Annotated in this window: 13 protein-coding genes; 4 read left to right on the plus strand and 9 right to left on the minus strand. The window is 64.6% G+C overall.

What is annotated here, in order from left to right; translation table 11 throughout:
• Positions 1 to 45: 45 nt before the first annotated feature.
• The 8 genes from hpf to BW975_RS00235 form a co-directional block, all read right to left on the minus strand.
• Positions 46 to 609 carry a ribosome hibernation-promoting factor, HPF/YfiA family gene (gene hpf / locus BW975_RS00200; RefSeq protein ID WP_076529953.1) on the minus strand — a complete coding sequence of 188 codons (564 nt, stop codon included), beginning with the start codon at positions 607 to 609 and terminating at the stop codon, positions 46 to 48.
• Positions 610 to 834: 225 nt separating this feature from the next.
• A complete protein-coding gene (lptB, locus tag BW975_RS00205) occupies positions 835 to 1602 on the minus strand; it encodes an LPS export ABC transporter ATP-binding protein (RefSeq protein ID WP_076529955.1) in 768 nt (255 codons plus the stop codon).
• Positions 1599 to 2102 (minus strand): LptA/OstA family protein, encoded by a 504-nt coding sequence (locus tag BW975_RS00210; RefSeq protein ID WP_076529957.1) that lies wholly within the window; start codon positions 2100 to 2102, stop codon positions 1599 to 1601. The genes lptB and BW975_RS00210 overlap by 4 nt, the downstream gene beginning before the upstream one ends.
• On the minus strand, positions 2099 to 2716 hold the full coding sequence (gene lptC, locus BW975_RS00215; RefSeq protein WP_244512555.1) for an LPS export ABC transporter periplasmic protein LptC: 618 nt from the start codon (positions 2714 to 2716) through the stop codon (positions 2099 to 2101). Before lptC ends, BW975_RS00210 begins: the two co-directional genes overlap by 4 nt.
• On the minus strand, positions 2713 to 3324 hold the full coding sequence (locus tag BW975_RS00220) for a ribonuclease D (protein ID WP_076529959.1): 612 nt from the start codon (positions 3322 to 3324) through the stop codon (positions 2713 to 2715). Before BW975_RS00220 ends, lptC begins: the two co-directional genes overlap by 4 nt.
• A gap of 132 nt (positions 3325 to 3456) precedes the next feature.
• Positions 3457 to 3879: an alternative ribosome rescue aminoacyl-tRNA hydrolase ArfB gene (gene arfB / locus BW975_RS00225; RefSeq protein WP_076529961.1), complete on the minus strand. Its 423-nt coding sequence runs from the start codon at positions 3877 to 3879 to the stop codon at positions 3457 to 3459.
• A gap of 317 nt (positions 3880 to 4196) precedes the next feature.
• Positions 4197 to 5012 (minus strand): penicillin-insensitive murein endopeptidase, encoded by an 816-nt coding sequence (mepA, locus tag BW975_RS00230; protein WP_244512571.1) that lies wholly within the window; start codon positions 5010 to 5012, stop codon positions 4197 to 4199.
• Positions 5013 to 5089: 77 nt separating this feature from the next.
• Entirely contained in the window at positions 5090 to 6427 is a 1338-nt protein-coding gene (locus BW975_RS00235) for an MFS transporter (RefSeq protein ID WP_076533214.1), read from the minus strand.
• A gap of 149 nt (positions 6428 to 6576) precedes the next feature.
• Between BW975_RS00235 and BW975_RS00240 the strand changes: the two genes are divergently transcribed.
• The 3 genes from BW975_RS00240 to yaaA all read left to right on the plus strand — a co-directional run bounded on the left by BW975_RS00240 (position 6577) and on the right by yaaA (position 9766).
• Positions 6577 to 6864, plus strand: a complete 288-nt coding sequence (locus BW975_RS00240) for a YggT family protein (RefSeq protein WP_076529963.1) — start codon at positions 6577 to 6579, stop codon at positions 6862 to 6864.
• A 79-nt stretch (positions 6865 to 6943) separates the two neighbouring features.
• Complete coding sequence (gene recQ, locus BW975_RS00245; protein WP_076529965.1) at positions 6944 to 8983, plus strand: DNA helicase RecQ; 2040 nt, start codon at positions 6944 to 6946, stop codon at positions 8981 to 8983.
• A gap of 27 nt (positions 8984 to 9010) precedes the next feature.
• On the plus strand, positions 9011 to 9766 hold the full coding sequence (yaaA, locus tag BW975_RS00250) for a peroxide stress protein YaaA (RefSeq protein ID WP_076529967.1): 756 nt from the start codon (positions 9011 to 9013) through the stop codon (positions 9764 to 9766).
• A 3-nt stretch (positions 9767 to 9769) separates the two neighbouring features.
• Here yaaA and BW975_RS00255 read toward each other — a convergent pair whose 3' ends face one another.
• Complete coding sequence (locus tag BW975_RS00255; RefSeq protein ID WP_076529969.1) at positions 9770 to 11953, minus strand: response regulator; 2184 nt, start codon at positions 11951 to 11953, stop codon at positions 9770 to 9772.
• Positions 11954 to 12095: 142 nt separating this feature from the next.
• On the opposite strand from BW975_RS00255, the gene BW975_RS00260 reads away from it, so the two are divergent.
• Positions 12096 to 17504, plus strand: a complete 5409-nt coding sequence (locus BW975_RS00260; protein WP_076529970.1) for an alpha-2-macroglobulin family protein — start codon at positions 12096 to 12098, stop codon at positions 17502 to 17504.

The following is a 17504-nucleotide window of genomic DNA, read 5'->3' on the forward strand; positions in this document are numbered from 1 at the left end:
TCACTGCTCCGCCAGCCAGCGCCATTATGGCCGCCAGGCCCGATTTTACGGATCGATCCACCCTATATTGCCGTCGTCGCGGCGGTAGACCACGTTCAATCCGCTTTTTGCCTCGTTTCGAAACACCAGGACCGGCGCGCCAGCCAGCTCCATCTGCATCACGGCCTCTCCGACGGAAAGGGACGGGATCTGCGCCTCCATTTCGGCGACGATGATGGGCTGAAGGCTATCGGGCTCCGATTCCCCTGCTTCTGTTTCAGAGGCGAGGATATACGAGGAACCCCCGAAGAGTTCAACAGGCTGCGCGCGCTCCTTGTGATGGTCTTTCAACCGGCGCTTGTAGCGGCGCAACTGCTTTTCCATCTTCTCGCAGGACGCATCGAAGGCGGCGTAGATTTCATGCGCCTTGCCGGTCGCCTGCGCCGTCAAGCCGGTCGAAAGATGCACGATCACTTCACAGGCAAATTCGCTGGCACTTTTGGAAAAGACGACAGTCGCATTGGTCGGACGCTCGGCGTATTTCGCAACGGCCTCGCCCAGTTCGGTCCGCACATGGGTCTGCAGGGCTTCGCCGATGTCGATTTGCTTGCCAGTGATTTGATAGCGCATGGTCTCTCCTTCAAAAGGCGCACCCAGTCCGGCCCAAAGCGGTCATATGCCCCCTGGACGGTTGGAAAGGGCTGCTGAAAACAGATATTTCGTTAACGATTTCAACGCCAACTCAGAGCTCGGACGGCGTATGTCACTCAGAAACATCATACCTTAATTGACGCCCTTTCGACGGCGCTTGTCAATGAAGATCGCAGGCGCACTGGCGGAATCCGCCGCGCTATTTCACGAAATGCGAAAGTTCTCGCCCAGGTAGACGCGGCGCACGTTCTCGTTGCCCACCACTTCTTCGGGGGTGCCGGACATCAGCACCTTGCCGTCATGCAGGATATAGGCGCGGTCCACGATCTCGAGCGTTTCGCGGACGTTGTGATCCGTGATCAGCACGCCGATGCCGCGCTTTTTCAGGTCGGCGACAAGGTGCCGGATATCGCCCACGCTGATCGGATCCACCCCGGCAAAGGGTTCGTCCAGCAGAAGGTATTTGGGATTTGCGGCCAGGCAGCGCGCAATTTCCACGCGGCGCCGCTCACCGCCCGACAGGGCCAGCGCTGGCGCGCGGCGCAGATGCTCGACCGAGAACTCGGCCAAAAGCTCTTCCAGACGCTCGCGACGGGTATGCGCGTCACGGGTCGAGATATCGAGGATCGCCATGATATTGTCTTCGACCGACAGGCCGCGAAAGATCGACATCTCCTGTGGCAGATACCCGACGCCCATCTTGGCACGCCGGTACATCGGCAGGTTGGTCACATCGCGCCCGTCGATCATCACGTGGCCGCCTTCGGGATAGACGAGGCCTGCGATGGCGTAGAACGTGGTTGTCTTGCCCGAACCGTTCGGCCCCAACAGCGCGGCCACCTCGCCCTGGCGCAGGTGCAGCGACACGTCGCGGATAACGGTGCGCTTCTTGTAGCTTTTGCGCAGATTGCGCACGCTTAGCCCGCCATCCTCGGCGTTGCCGCCCTCGATATGCAGATCGGGCCGGTTCACTGGCGCGCCTCGGGTTGCAGAACGGTGCTCACACTGCCGTTCATGCGTGCAGTCCCGGCGACGGTATCCACGCTCATCCGGTCGGCGGTCAGCGCCGCGGGGCCTTGCACCAAGAGGACATCGCCCGCCATCTCGATCATGCCGGTCTGCACATCGTAATCCGCGCCGGCGGCTTCGGCGGCATCCTCGCCACTGACAAGGGTCACGCCGCCCGATGCCTCGAGCCGGGCGATCCCGGTGCCATCCGCAAGATAAACCACCAGAACGCGCGGCGCCGACAGCCGCATTTGACCCTGACCGACAACCACGTTCCCGGTAAAGATCGCCGTTCCGTCATTCTGGTTCACGTCAAGGTTCTGCGCCGTGACTTCGACCGGCAGGTCGCTGTCCTCGGCGGCACTGCCAAAGGCCACCTGCATGCCCTGCGCAAGGGACGCCGTGCCGAACGCCATCATGATCAGCAGTATCATGGCCTGAATAATGCGTGGCACGGTCGTCATTCCTTCGACTTTGGGGGGTTGTACACCAGCTTGACCCCGTCCGTGAACTGCAAATTCGCGGCGCCTGTCTCGGGGTCCGAAGTCAGGATCATTCGGCCCGCATCCAGCGCACCGGCTGGCCCGGTGCCGGTGATGGGCCCGGGCGTTTCGGCAAAGAGCGTGTCGAAGCGCGTGTCGATCGCATCGGTCCTGATGTCATAGCCGGTGGTCGTGATCACTTGCACGTCACCCTCCAGCCGAGCGGTCTTGCGGATCTGGCTCGCCTGCCCGCGCTGCCCGGTGATATCGACGACGCCTCCGCCATTAAGCCGCAAGGATGCCTTCGCTGTCTCTGCCAGCACCAATTCGCGATCCTCGGGGTCGGGCCGAACCGAGGCGGCACGAAACAGGATCTGCTCGCCGCCCGACGCGACGCCGGCAAAGCTGGGATTGGTCACCCCCTGATCATGTGCCCGCTGCGCCAGATCGACCTCCGCAAACGGAATCGTATCGCTGATATCGGCCTTGCGCGAAATCAGGAACACGGTCGACAACAGGCCCAGCGCGACAAGCGGCAGGATGATCTTGGCCCAGTTGACCAGACGCGTGTGAAGATTGTCGCCCCGGCGGATCAATGTGAAAAGATGTCCTGTTCGGGCCAACCAGCCAGATCGAGTGCGGCACGCGTCGGCAGGAAATCAAAGCAGGCCTGCGCCAGCTCCATCCGCCCCTCGCGCTCCAGCCGCTTGTTCAGCGCGTCGCGCAGGCGGTGCAGGTAAAGAACGTCCGACGCCGCATAATCCAGCTGCGCCTCGGTCAGTTGCGGCGCGCCCCAATCGCTGCTTTGCTGATGCTTCGAGATATCGACATTCAGCAACTCGGACAGCAGGTATTTCAGGCCATGCCGGTCCGTATAGGTGCGGATCAGCTTGCTGGCGATCTTGGTGCAATAGACCGGTGCGGTAACGGCGCCGAACGCATTTTGCATCGCGGCAATGTCGAAGCGGCCAAAGTGAAAGAGCTTGAGTACGTCGGGGTTGGTCAGCATCGCGCAAAGGTTCGGTGCCTCGGTCTGCCCCTTGGCCACTTGCACGAGATGCGCGTTGCCATCGCCACCCGACATCTGGATCACACACAGACGATCCCGATGCGGGTTCAGACCCATCGTTTCGCAATCGATGGCCACCACAGGGCCCAGGTCCAGCCCGTCTGGCAAATCGCCCTGGTAGAGGGTGTTGGTCATGCCTGTCTCCTATTCGCGTTTGCCACGGGGATATATAGGATCGGGCAGGCGGGCCACCAATATCTGGCGCCAAGCGGCGACCGGACGCCGAAATCCACACGGATTTCTGCCGGGAAAGCGCACGCTTTCCCCTTACCCCTCGCCTTCCACCTTGCCGCGCAGGGCTTTTTTCTCGCCCTGTACCTTCTTGGCCTTCAGGCGGCGCTTCTTGGACCCCAGCGTTGGCCGCGTCGGGATGCGTTTTTTGGGCTTTTCGCTCGCCTTGCGGATCAGCTCGATCAGGCGATCCCGCGCGATGTCGCGATTGCGGGCCTGATGGCGCGTCTCGTCGCACTGGATGATCAGCGTGCCGTCGGTCGTCCAGCGCCGCCCGGCCAGTCGCCGGAGCCGCCGCTTGACCGGATCGGGCAGGTTGGGCGAGCGCTCGGCCTCAAAGCGCAGTTCGACCGCGCTGGAGGTTTTGTTGACGTTCTGCCCGCCCGGCCCGCTGGCGCGCACGAACTGCTCGGTCAGCTCCCAATCCTCGATGGCGATGGTGTCGGTGATGCGCAACATGAGGACCAATCTAGTGCCGCACCAGGCAAATCGAAAGGGCCGCCTCGGTAGCGAGACGGCCCTCTAGAGCTTTTCGGAGGCGGGCCGGTTAGGTGGCACACCAATTCAGGTTCTCAGTTACCCAAGGGCTGCCTCAGGCACAGGTCTCCAAAACTGTTCCGACACCTCGCTCCAATACCTCTGTAGACACTGGACCACCTCCTTTCAGTTGTTGAAATCTAGAGGTAGCCTGACACAGTTTTCGCGCATGTCAAAACAAAATGCAGTGGTTCAGTAACGTTTCGCTACGTCATGTTGCGGGTGTGTGAGCGGGACGCCTATTGCGATTGCAAGACACCGACGCATTGCTGCGGCAAATCGGCCATTGTCAGCTCGCGCTTCGGCTTGGGCTTGGGCGCGTTCGGATCACGCGGCTTGGGCGGCGGCGGGTTGAGAATATTGTTCACCCATTCCTGCGCATCGGCGCAGCCGTCGCCGGCCGGGATCGGATCCTGGTTGATGCAGCCCGACGCGCCGGACGGACAGGCAAGGCGTACATGCATGTGGTAGTGATGCCCCCACCACGGGCGCACCTTGCGCAGCCAGTCGCGATTGCCGGTCTCGTCCTTGCACATCTGCACTTTAGCGCCGGGGAATATAAAGATCCGCGCGACACGCGGATCGCTGGCCGCCGCCTTGACCAGCTCGTGCTGGCCACGCGTCCAGCCCGAATTGACATAGGCGCCATTCGCCCGCCGCATCGACGTGGCCGACAGGTTTTCACGCTCGCGAATACTCAGGTCGAGGCGGCTGGGCTGCATCAACCAGACATCCGCATCGAGGCCAAGCTGGTGCGAGCGGTGCCCGCTCAGCATCGGGCCGCCGCGCGGCTGACTGAGGTCCCCCACGTAAAGACCCGGCCAACCCGCCCTTTGCCGCATCTGGCCCGACAGGTCCGCGATGAAATCGATTAGCTGAGGGTGCCCCCAGTTGCGATTGCGGCTGAGGCGCATCGCCTGCCATGTCGGCCCGGTTTGCGGCAGCTGCACACCGCCCGCGATACAGCCCTTGGCATAGCTGCCGAAGGGCGCCGCGCCTTGGCGCGAGCCCACCTTGGCCGCGCCAAAGAACTGCTTGGCCTCCTTGCCCTGCATGCTGGCGGGCACGCCTTGGGCAAAGGCAGGCAGGGCCGCGAGGCCGAGTATGACGGCGAGGAATTTCAGAACACTGGTCATGCGGGTCCGTCTCCTTGGGGTTTCACCCAGAGTAGCAGGAGGAACCCCAAGGCGAAAAGCCCGATCAGCGGACTGACACCGATTTGCTGGCTGCCCGACAGCGTTGTCGCCACCCCGATCAGCGACGGCGCGATAAAGGCGGTTGCCTTGCCGGCCAACCCGTAAAGGCCAAAGGACTGTGCCATCTGCCCTTGCCGTGCCTGCCGCACCATCATCGACCGGCTGGCCGATTGCAGCACTCCGCCCGCCGCCCCTATCAGGATGCCGCAGCCGTAAAACAGGATGTCGGGCAGGGCCGAGCCGGGCTGCACTGCGATGCCGTAAACCGACCCGCGCGAGATGGTGGCGATCGAAATGGCAACGCAGAGCAGCACCAGAATTGCACCCATGATCACCGCCTTGGGGCCGAACCGGTCATCCGCATGTCCGCCAAGCGCGGCAAACACCGCGCCCGAGATCAGCGCGAGGATGCCGAAGACACCGACATCGACGACGCTCCAGCCCAAAACGCCCGAAGCATAGATGCCACCAAAGAAATACATCCCGTTTAGCGCATCGCGGTAGAACATCGACGCGCCCAGATATGAGAACATCGAGGGCGTCTGCGGCAGCGCGCGAATGGTGCTCAGAACTTCGGCCAACGCGCGGCGCACGGCACCGGCGCCCTGCCGCTTGGGGCGCGGATCGCGCACCCACAGGAAAAACGGGGTCATGAAGAGGGTATACCACAGCCCCGTCAGTGGCCCGACAAAGCGCGTGCCCTCGCGCGCCTCGGCGTCGAGGCCCAGCGCCGGCTCAAGCCCGATCAGAGTGCGCCCCGTCTCGGCGCCTTCGGCAAAAAAGAGCAGCATGATAACCAGCGCGACGAGCCCGCCCAAATACCCAAACGCCCAGCCATTGCCGGAGATACGCCCGATCTCGTCCGGTCGGCCCAGATCCGGCAGCATGGAATTGGTAAAGATCGTGGCGAACTCCATCCCGATCATGCCGATCACGAAAAACCCAAGGATCAGGACGAGGTTCACATCCCCCGGCACCGCCCACCAGATGCCAAAAGCGCCCACTACATACATGGCGGAAAATCCCCAGATCCAGCGCAGACGCGCGCCCGAATGATCCGCCATCGCCCCCAGCACCGGCGCGCCCAGCGCGATGATGACGCCGCCCGCCGCGATGCCGAAGGCCCAGACCGATTGCGCCCGCGCGCCATCACCGATCAGCTCGTTCATATAGGGCGCAAAGATGAAGGTGATCAGCAGCGTATTGTAGGGCTGGCTGGCCCAGTCGAAGAAGAACCAGCCCCAGATGCGGCGGCGTTTGCTGATGGCTGTCATGTCTGTCCCCGCGATACCCGCTATACCGGGCCACATCGGTATGACAGCGCAAGTCCCCGCGCGGCAAGCCATTCGTGACCAAGCTCTTGCGCTTTGCGCCCCTGCGGCCTAACTCGGAGGGCAAACCTTATTGAAGGATGACACACGACATGCTGGCAATCTACGGACCTTTGCAGCTGATCCTCAGCATCGTCTATTTCGTGATGATCGTTCACATCATCATGAGCTGGCTGATCAACTTTCAGGTGCTGAACCTGCGCCAGCCGCTGGTCGCCCAGATCTGGGAAGGCCTCAACCGCCTGCTCGAGCCGATCTACCAGCCCATCCGCAACATCCTGCCCGATACGCGGCCCCTCGATCTTGCACCGCTCGTCGCGCTGATCATCGTGATTTCGCTGCGCGCCTATGTGCTGCCAGTGATCTTCGGCTTCGCCTGATCACGCCTCGGGACTTGTTCACCGAATCTTAGTGTGAAAATACTCTTGTAAGAGCAGTCGACTTTTACAGGATATCCGCATGCCCCCCGCTGCCACCCTCCTGAGGGATATATTTGGATTCGATGCCTTCCGCGCCGGACAGGAGGATATCGTGTCGGCTGTTGCGAGTGGGCAAAATGTTCTGGCCATAATGCCGACGGGCGGCGGCAAATCGCTCTGCTTTCAGCTGCCTGCGCTGATGCGCGAAGGCGTCACCGTCGTTATCTCGCCGCTCATTGCGCTGATGCGCGATCAGGTCCGCGCGCTGAAGGCCGCGGGCGTAGAGGCGGGCGCGCTCACCTCCGGCAATACCGAGGAAGAGACCGCCGAAGTCCGGCAGGCGCTGGAAGAGGGTCGGCTCAAGCTGCTTTATATCGCGCCTGAGCGGCTGGCCGCCGGTTCGGCCATGGGCATGTTGCGGCGCATCGGCGTCAGCCTGATTGCCGTGGACGAGGCGCATTGCGTCAGCCAGTGGGGCCATGATTTTCGCCCCGATTACCTGCGCATCGGCGAATTGCGCCGCGCATTGGGCGTGCCACTGGCCGCCTTCACCGCGACGGCGGATGCCGAAACGCAGGATGAGATCATCCAAAAGCTGTTCGATGGCGCCGCGCCCGAACGGTTCCTGCACGGCTTTGATCGGCCCAATATCCACCTCGCCTTTCAGGCCAAGGACAGCCCGCGCCGCCAGATCATGGACTTCGCCCGCGCGCGCAAGGGCCAGTCCGGCATCGTCTATTGCGGCACCCGCGCGCGCACCGAAACACTGGCGCAGGCGCTGCGCGAGGCGGGGCATAACGCGGTTGCCTATAATGGCGGGATGGAGGCGGACACGCGCCGCGAGGTCGAGGCGCGGTTCAACGCCGAGGACGGGCTTATCGTGGTGGCCACCGTCGCCTTCGGCATGGGCGTGGACAAGCCCGATATCCGCTGGGTCGCCCATGCCGACCTGCCCAAATCCATCGAAAGCTACTACCAGGAGATCGGCCGCGCAGGCCGCGACGGCGCCCCCGCCGAGACGCTGACTCTATACGGCCCCGACGATATTCGCCTGCGACGCTCCCAGATCGACGAAGGTCTGGCCCCGCCCGAACGCCGCATGGCCGATCACGCGCGGCTCAACGCCCTGCTGGGTCTGGCCGAGGCGCTGGAATGCCGGCGCGTCAAACTGCTGGGCTATTTCGGGGAGGAGGCCGCGCCCTGCGGCAACTGCGATCTGTGCGACACGCCACCCGCCACCTTCGACGGGACCGAGGCGGTGCGCAAGGCACTGTCGGCGATCCTGCGCACGGGCGAGTATTTCGGCGCGGGCCACCTGATCGACATCCTCACCGGTAAGGCGACCGAGAAGGTGCGGCTGCGCGGCCACGACGATTTGCCCACTTTCGGCGTGGGCAAGGATATGTCGAAACAGAATTGGCAGGCCATCTTTCGCCAAATGATGGGTCACGACCTGGTCCGCCCCGATCCCGAGCGTCACGGCGCGCTGCGCATGACCGATCCGGCCGTGCCCATCCTCAAGGGCGAGGCCGGGATCACCCTGCGCAAGGACATGGTGCAGGCGGGCGACCGCCGCCCGGCAGTCAAGGCGCTGGTCTCGGACGAGGACGCGCCGCTGCTGTCGGCGCTCAAGGCGAAACGTCGCGCCTTTGCCGAGGCACAGGGCGTGCCGGCCTATATCGTCTTCAACGACCGCACCCTGATCGAAATGGCCGAACTGAAACCCGCCAGCCTCGACGATATGGCGCGCATCGGCGGCGTCGGTGCAAAGAAGCTGGAACAATATGGCGATGCCTTCCTTGAAGTGATCAATGGCGAGGCCGAGCAGCTGCACCCGTCGCGGCGCAAGCTGGCCGGGCGGGCCGCAGGCAGCATGTATGACCGCCTCAACGAGGTGCAGCGCGAACTGGCGCGCGGGACCGGCGGCACCGACAAACCGCTCAGCTGCGCATCCAGCCTGATCACCCGCGTGGCCGAGCAGCGCCCGCGCGACGCGGCGCAGATGGCCCGCATTCTCGGCGACAAGCGGGCCGAGCGTTTCGGACCCGCCTTTCTGGACGTTCTGCAAGAGGCGGACTAGATCAGGGGCAACCCGAAAGGAATTGCCATGCTCGTCGCCATCTCGCCCGCCAAGAAACTTGATATGTCGCCAACCGAACGCGACGCCACGGTGCCCGGCTTTGCCAAGGATGCCAAGGCACTGGCCGAGGTCGCCCACGGCCTCAGCCAGAACGAGCTGCGCAAGCTGATGTATATCAGCGCCGATCTGGCCAAGCTGAACGCCGAACGCTTTGCAAATTTCGGCGAGATGGAGAGCAAGCCCGCCGCGCTGGCCTTTGCCGGTGACACCTATCAGGGGCTTGAGGCTGGCAGTCTGGACGACGACGAAATGGCCTGGGCGCAGGACCATCTGCGCATACTGTCTGGCCTCTATGGCGTCCTTCGGCCCCTTGATGCAATCCAACCCTACCGGCTGGAAATGGGCAGCAAGCTGAAGACCGAGCGCGGAAAATCTCTCTATGAGTATTGGGGAACGCGCCTGTCCGAGGCGCTCAATCGGCACGCGGACGACGTGAAAACTGACATTCTGGTGAACTGCGCCAGCCAGGAGTATTTCGGGGCGGTCGACCTGGACGCGCTGAACTTGCGCGTGATCACGCCCGTATTTCTCGAGAACAAGGGCGGCACGCCCAAAATCGTCAGCTTTTACGCCAAGAAGGCGCGCGGCGCGATGGCGCGGTTCATTATCCAGAACCGCCTGACCGATGCGGAAGCGCTGCTGGACTTCGACACCGGGGGATACCGCCACGCGCCCGACCTGTCCGAAGAGGGCAAGCCCGCCTTCCTGCGCGACGCCGAGTAACGCCTAGCCCGCCTCCGCCTCGTCCGGCGCAGGCGGACGCATTTCGTCAGTGCAGGCGTCGATGATGCGCTCGCGTATGGCGGCCTTGCGCAGCGGTTTCGTCAGATAGTGATCGAGGCCTGCCGCAAGGATCCCCTCATCGTCACCATCCATAGCATGGGCGGTCATAGCCACGATGGGCACATGCCGGTCGGTCCCCGCCTCGATTGCGCGAATATGGCGCGTCGCCTCCTTTCCGTCCATCATCGGCATCGAAATGTCCATGAAAACGATGTCGGGCTTGACGTTCTGATAAAGCTCGACCGCCTCGACACCGTTCTCGGCAAAGGTCAGTTCGATATCCAAATCACCGACCATCTTGGAGAAAACCAACCGGTTCGTCTTGTTATCCTCGGCGGCCAGAACGCGTAGCGCGCGCGGTGTATCGGCGACCTCCTGCCCCTGCCCCGCTGCGGGCTCCTTCTCCGCCAGCGCACTCAAGGACGCATAAAGATCGCTGCGCGAGACCGGCTTTTGCAGTACCGCATGCAGCAATGGCCGCGCCGGATCCTGCGCCGCGTAGCCCGTGTTGTCCGAAAGCAGGATGACCGGCACCTCGTGCCCAGCCGCGCGCAGCGCCTCGGTCAATTCCAGCCCGTCCATCCCGGCCAGATTATGCTCGGCGAGTATCAGATCGATCCGGGACTCTTGCCGAACGCGCGCCAGCGCATCCGGCCCATTCGCACAGCTGAGCGTTTCAATCCCCATCAGCTTCATCCGCTTTTCCAGGATCTGCCGGTTCGTCTCGTGCCCGTCGACAATCATCGCGCGGCGCAAGCCAGGCACCCGCATCGGTTCGGGCACTGCGGTATCGGGAACCAGCGGAAGGGTAATCTTGAGCCCGAAGGTCGAGCCGTGGCCCAGCTCGCTCTCGACCCAGATCTGACCGCCCATGAGGCGCACCAATTGCTGCGAGATGGCGAGGCCCAAGCCGGTTCCCTCGAACCGGCGGTTGTGTTCGTCATCGACCTGATTGAACTCGCCAAAGACGTGATCCACCTTGTCGGCCGGAATGCCGATCCCGGTATCCTGAACCGCGATATGCACCTGCGCTGTGCCGTCCTCGCCGCGCATGCCGGTCACGCGGATCAGGACATGGCCCGCCTCGGTGAATTTCACCGCGTTGCCCATGAGGTTGGTCATAACCTGCCGCAGCCGCCCCGGATCGCCGATGAACTCGGTGGGCATGAACAGATCGTAGTCCAGCAAGATCTCCAGCCCCTGATCACGCGCCTTGGGCTGCATCAGCATGATCAGCTCGTGAATGCAGCGCTCCAGGTCGAACGGCTCGGGCTTGAGCGCCAGTTTCTCGGCCTCGATCTTGGAATAATCCAACACGTCATTGATGATCACCAACAGCGCCTCGCCCGAATTCCTGATCGTGTCCGCGTATAGGCGCTGCTCTTCGGTCAGTTGGGTTTCCTTCAACAGATCAGCCATGCCGACGACGCCGTTCATGGGCGTTCGTATCTCGTGGCTCATATTTGCCAGGAACGACGATTTCGCTCGGTTGGCGGCCTCGGCTTTGGCGCGCGCGTCTTTCAGGCGCTCTTCGTAGCGGATGGTTTCGGTGATGTTGAGCGCGAGGCTGACCACATCGCCGCCATGGCCGCGTTGGTCGATCAGCTTGATATATTCCCCGCTCCAGAGCCGGATGACTGTGGGTTCGGGATCGGTGCTCTGCCAGCGGTCGAGCATCGCCTCGCGCCATGCCGCGGGGGTTTCCTCGCCGATATCTACGATGCCCTCCTCGGTTGCGAGTTGCAGGATCTCGACGTAGCTGATGCCCGGCTCGATCGCGCTCAGCCCGTCGAAAACGGAGATATAGGCCGGGTTGGCCGCGATCATCCGGCCGCTATCGTCAAAAAAGGCAAAGCCGTCCTGGATGGTTTCGATCGAATGCCAGAGCCGCCGCTCGGCAACCTGCACCTTCTCATTTGCGACATGGAGATCCGATTTGACCCGCTGATTTTCATCCAGGGCAGTCTGCACCTTGGCGCGGGTGACGACGATCTCGTCGGACAGGGCGCGCGCGTGCTTGCCCAGCTTGCGATTGGCGGCATGCAACTCGGCCTGCTTTTGCTCAAGCAGACGCTCGGCGGCGAGGCGCGCGCGCCGCTCCTGTGCCAGCTTATTGGCAAGATCCATACCGATTCCCTGCCGTGACGATCCCCATAATGGCTTGGACGATGCGCGAGCAGGGTGAATATACGCTTAACGTCCATCCGTCCGGCCATTGCCCTGCGCAGGCGCCCGTGGCACGATAAAGACCCCATCTCAGGAGGCTGCCATGCTGCGCCACGCTCTGCTCTCGTTGGTTCTGATCGCCATGGCGCCGGGGGTATCCGCGCAGTCGCCGGTTCCCGAACGCCGCGCTGTTGTCACGCCGAATGTGGATTTCTACGGCTCGGACCTGACGGCGATCTTCGACACAACGTATCGCGCCTGCGCCACCGCCTGTCTGGCCACGCCCGACTGCCAGGCTTTCACTTTCAACGGCAAATCGAACGCATGCTTTCCCAAGAGTGCGGTCAGCGACGTGCAACCCTTCGACGGCGCCCTGTCGGCGCGCATCGCCCGGACGGACCCTGCCGTCCTCGCAGTGGCCTCGGAACGCGCGGAGGATCTGACCTTCCTTGGCGTCGGCACGCTCGATGGCGCGCGCAAGCTGGCTGGCGATCTGGGCCAGATGCATCCGGGCGGTGGCACGGATATCTCGAACATGGTCGCCGCCGCGCAGGACCGCGAGGCAAACGGCGATGCGCTGAACGCCATGCGCTGGATGGGCGCCGCCACGGCCAGCAGCGATCTGGCCGAGCATTGGACCGATTACGCGCGGCTGTCTCTCGCCATTGACGAGAACCAGTCTCAAACGATCCAGCGCGCGGTCGCGGCCGGCACCAACGCCTATCTGCGTGCCACCTCGGACGGAGCGCGCGTCAACGCGTTGCTTATCATGGCCGAGGCGCTGGAGCGCGCGGACCGGGGCCGCGATATGGTGCAGGCTCTGCGCCTTGCGGACAGCGTGCAATCGCGCGCCGATGTCAGCGCGGCATTGAATGCGGCAGTCGCGAAATACGGGTTTCGCATCGTGGATGACAGCGTCGAGGCCGATAGCGCCACGCCCCGCATCTGCGCCGAGTTTTCCGAGGATCTGATTGAGGCGGGGCAGGATTACGCCCCCTTCGTGCGCCTGCCCGATCCCGGCCTCGTGGTGCAGCCTGATCAGCGCCAGATCTGCATCGACGGCGTTCGCCACGGCGAACGTTACACCGTCACCTTCCGCGCCGGCCTGCCCGCCGCCGATGGGCAGACCTTGGCCAAGGACACCCAGATCACCGCCTATATCCGCGACCGCGCGCCGCAGATCGTCTTTCCGGGTCGCGCTTACGTTCTGCCGCGCGCGGCAGATGCCGCCCTGCCGATTGAGACGGTCAATCTGGATGAGGTGCAGCTGACCCTGTCGCGCGTCAGCGACCGCAACCTTCTGCGCGTCATGCAGGAGGGGTATTTCGGCCGGCCCATCGAAGGCTACTCGCAGGACGCCTTTACGCGCGAATTGGCGCAAGAGATCTGGACTGGCGTGGGCGAGGTCGGGAACGAGCTGAACCAGACCATGACCACGCGCCTGCCCTTGGGCGATGTCCTCTCGGATCAGCCGCCCGGCATCTATACGCTGACCGCCGGGATCGATGGGGTCGAGGAGTATGATGACGAGGGCGCGACGCAGTGGTTCGTGCTGACCGATCTGGGCCTGACGACCCTTTCCGGCACGGATGGCCTGCATGTCATGACCCGCAGCCTTGCCAGCGCCGAGGCGCTGGAGGGGATCGAGGTGACGCTTGTGTCACGTGCCAATGCCGTGCTGGCCACCGCCACCACCGACGGGGACGGGCATGCGCGTTTCGATCCGGGCCTCGCGCGCGGCACCGAGGGCGCGGCGCCCGCCCTGATCGTGGCGCGAATGGGCGATGAGGATGCGGCGTTCTTGTCCCTGACGGATCCGGCTTTCGATCTGTCGGATCGCGGGGTCGAGGGGCGCGCGCCCGCGCCACCCATCGACGTCTTCCTGACCACGGACCGGGGTGCCTACCGCGCCGGTGAGGTGATCCACGCCACGGCCCTCGCGCGCGTAACGGGCGCCGAGGCCGTCACCGGCCTGCCGCTGACCGCGATCCTGACGCGGCCCGACGGGGTTGAATACAGTCGCGCGCTGTCACCCGATGATGCGGCGGGCGGCCATGTCTTCTCCCTCCCCGTGGGCGAGACGGCGCCGCGCGGCACCTGGACGCTGGACATCAAGGCCGACGCAGACGCGCCGGCACTGGCCAGCACGCAAGTGCTGGTCGAGGATTTCCTGCCCGAACGCATTGATTTCGACCTCTCGCTGCCCGAAGGCCCGCTCAGCGCCGATGCCCTGCCGCCCCTCGAAGTGACGGCCAAATACCTTTTCGGCGCGCCCGGCGCGGGCCTGAAATCCGAAGGCACGCTGGTGCTGCGGGCCGCCCGCACGCTGAATGCGTATCAGGGCTATCTCTTTGGCCGTCATGACGCCGCGAACGGGCCAAAGGTCGAGGTTCTGGACAGCGCCGAGACGGATGAGGACGGCACGCTGACCGTGCCGCTGCGCCTGCCCGAAGATCTGGACAGGGGCAGCCCCCACACCGCGACCGCCACCTTGCGTCTGCGCGAAGGCTCGGGCCGTCCGGTCGAGCGCCGGATCACCCGCACCGTCGCCCCCGCCGCGCCGGTCATCGGCATCAAGCCGGCCAGTGAGGACGTCGTGCCAGAAGGCAGCGAGGCGGCGTTCGAAATCATCGGCGTCGCGCCGGACCTTGGCCGCGCGGAGATGCAGGTGGAATGGACGCTGAACCGCGTAAACACGCGCTACCAGTGGTATCGCCAATATGGCGACTGGAACTGGGAGCCGATCACAACCCGCACCCGCATCGCCACCGGCGCGGGTCAGCTGGGCGAGACGCCTTTGACCATCAGCGCGCCGGTCGAGTGGGGCGAATACGAGCTGGTCGTCGAGCGGGTGGATGGCCCCTATACCGCATCCTCCGTGCCGTTCTATGCGGGCTGGTACGCCCCCGCCGATGGCAGTCAGACGCCCGACACGCTGCAAGTCTCGCTCGACGCCGAAAGCTATGCACCCGGCGATACCGCGCGCCTGCGCATCGACGCGCGCCATGCCGGGACCGCGCTGGTCAGCGTCCTGTCCAACCGCGTCATCTCGCGCCAGTCGGTCGAGGTGGCCAAGGGCGAGACGATCATTCCTGTCGAGGTCACGGACGAGTGGGGCGCCGGCGCCTATGTCACGGCGCAGCTGATCCGCCCCATGGATGTCGCCGCCGGGCAGAACCCGGCGCGCAGCCTCGGCCTTGCCCATGCCAGCATCGACCCCGGCGCGGCGCAGCTGAGCGTCAGTATCGACGCGCCCGACATGGCGGACCCGCGCGGCCCGATGGAGGCGCGCGTCACCGTGGAGGGGCTGGAGGGCGAGGCGGGCTATATCACCCTTGCCGCCGTGGATGTGGGCATTCTCAACCTGACGGGCTTCACAGCCCCCGACCCTTCGGCGCATTACTTTGGCCAACGCCGCCTCGGCGTTGAGATCCGCGATATCTATGGCCGCCTCATCGACGGCATGACCGGCGCGGAAGGCGCCGTGCGCTCGGGCGGGGATGCGGGCAATCGCATGCAGCGCCAGTCGCCCCCGCCCACCGAGGAGCTGGTGGCCTATTTCACCGGCCCCATCACCACCGGTCCCGATGGCATCGCCACCGCCAGTTTCGATCTGCCCGATTTCAACGGCACCGTGCGCCTGATGGCCGTCGCGTGGACCGCCAGGGGCGTCGGTCAGGCCGCCCGCGACGTGATCGTGCGCGACCCCGTGGTGCTGACCGCGTCGCTGCCCCGCTTCCTTGCGCCGGGGGATACCAGCTCGCTTCTGCTGGAGATCGTGCATGCCAGCGGGCCCGCAGGCCGTGTCGGGCTGGACGTGACGGCGGAGGGTCTGGCGCTGCAAGGCGACGTGCCCTCCGGCTTCGATCTGGCAGAGGGGCAAAAGCAGAGCTTTCGCCTGCCGATCACGGCGGGCGAGGTGGGCGATCACCCCATCCGTATCGCGCTGACCACGCCCGATGGCCAGCAGCTGACCAAATCGCTGACCCTGCCCGTGCGCGCCAATGATCCGCCCGTCTCACAGACGCGGCAGTTCCCGCTGGCAGCGGGGGATACCTTTACCTTGACCGATGATGTCTTTGAGGGCTACCGACCGGGCACGGGCGAGGCTGTCATTTCGGCGGGCGCCATTGCGCGGCTGAACGTGGCCGGATTGCTGCAATCGCTAGACCGCTACCCCTATGGCTGCACCGAGCAGGTGACCTCCCGCGCGCTGCCGCTCCTTTATTTCAACCAGGTCGCCAGCGCCTTGGGCATGGGCGATGACGGCGCCATCGCCGCGCGCATCGACCGGGCCGTGGCGCGGGTTCTGACGCGCCAGACCGCCAGCGGCGCGTTCGGCCTCTGGCAGGCGCAATCGGGGGATTTCTGGCTCGATGCCTATGTCGCCGATTTCCTGTCGCGCGCCCGCGCCGAGGGGCATGCCGTCCCGGACCAGGCCTTTGCCATGGCCATGGACAACCTGCGCAACCGGGTGAACTACGCCCCCGATTTCGACGACGGGGGCGAGGATATCGCCTATGCGCTGATGGTGCTGGCCCGCGAGGGGGCGGCAGCGATGGGTGATCTGCGCTACTACGCCGACGTCAAGGCGAACGATTTCGCAACCCCGCTGGCGCAGGCGCAGCTGGGCGCCGCGCTCGCCTCCTACGGCGATCCCAGCCGGGCGGACGCGATGTTCCGCGCGGCCCTCGCCAATGCCAAGGCCGAGAGCGGCGGCGCGCAGGTCTGGCGCAGTGATTACGGCACCGCGCTGCGCGACCGCGCTGGCGTGCTGGCATTGATGGTCGAGGCGGGCAGCGAAGCGGGCGATACTGCGGAGCTGGCCCGCAGCCTCGGCGCCCAAGGCCCGCACCTGTCGACCCAGGAAGAGGCGTGGAGCCTTCTGGCTGCCCATGCCCTGATCGACCAGACGGGCGCGGCGGGCCTCACACTGAACGGCAAGCTGGTCAGCGGGCCGTTCATTCGCAAACGCGAGGCGGGCATCGCAGCCCCGCAGGCGATCCGCAACACAGGCCAGCGCGAGACCGACATCACACTGACCACCTTCGGCGTGCCCGAGGTGCCCGGCCCGGCGGATGGCTATGGCTACCGGATCGAGCGGGACTATTTCGACATGGAGGGGCGGCCCGCCAGCCTAGATGGCGTCGCCTCTGGCACGCGGCTGGTGGCGGTGCTGACCGTCACGCCCTTTGAGGACAGCGAGGCGCGGCTGATCATCGACGATGCGCTGCCCGCGGGGCTTGAGATTGACAATCCAAACCTTGTCACCTCCGGCGATATCGGCGCGCTCGACTGGCTGCAAACGGCCTATGCCCAGCACACGGAATTCCGCAGCGATCGCTTCATCGCTGCCGTGGACTGGCGCGAGGATCGGCCCTTCAGCCTCGCCTATATCGTGCGCGCGGTGACGCCGGGCAGCTATCACCACCCCGCCGCGATCGTGGAGGATATGTATCGCCCCGAATACCGCGCAAATACCGACACCGGCGCGATGAGCGTGACGGAGTAG

It is taken from the genome of Roseovarius nanhaiticus (assembly GCF_900156535.1).
In the GTDB taxonomy this organism is placed as follows: domain Bacteria; phylum Pseudomonadota; class Alphaproteobacteria; order Rhodobacterales; family Rhodobacteraceae; genus Roseovarius; species Roseovarius nanhaiticus.

Coding starts and splice junctions, on each gene's coding strand:
- hpf (WP_076529953.1), bottom strand. CDS start 609: ATGCGCTATCAAATCACTGGCAAGCAAATCGACATCGGCGAAGCCCTG.
- BW975_RS00210 (WP_076529957.1), bottom strand. CDS start 2,102: ATGACGACCGTGCCACGCATTATTCAGGCCATGATACTGCTGATCATG.
- BW975_RS00220 (WP_076529959.1), bottom strand. CDS start 3,324: ATGACCAACACCCTCTACCAGGGCGATTTGCCAGACGGGCTGGACCTG.
- arfB (WP_076529961.1), bottom strand. CDS start 3,879: ATGTTGCGCATCACCGACACCATCGCCATCGAGGATTGGGAGCTGACC.
- mepA (WP_244512571.1), bottom strand. CDS start 5,012: ATGCAGGGCAAGGAGGCCAAGCAGTTCTTTGGCGCGGCCAAGGTGGGC.
- BW975_RS00235 (WP_076533214.1), bottom strand. CDS start 6,427: ATGACAGCCATCAGCAAACGCCGCCGCATCTGGGGCTGGTTCTTCTTC.
- BW975_RS00240 (WP_076529963.1), top strand. CDS start 6,577: ATGCTGGCAATCTACGGACCTTTGCAGCTGATCCTCAGCATCGTCTAT.
- recQ (WP_076529965.1), top strand. CDS start 6,944: ATGCCCCCCGCTGCCACCCTCCTGAGGGATATATTTGGATTCGATGCC.
- yaaA (WP_076529967.1), top strand. CDS start 9,011: ATGCTCGTCGCCATCTCGCCCGCCAAGAAACTTGATATGTCGCCAACC.
- BW975_RS00255 (WP_076529969.1), bottom strand. CDS start 11,953: ATGGATCTTGCCAATAAGCTGGCACAGGAGCGGCGCGCGCGCCTCGCC.
- BW975_RS00260 (WP_076529970.1), top strand. CDS start 12,096: ATGCTGCGCCACGCTCTGCTCTCGTTGGTTCTGATCGCCATGGCGCCG.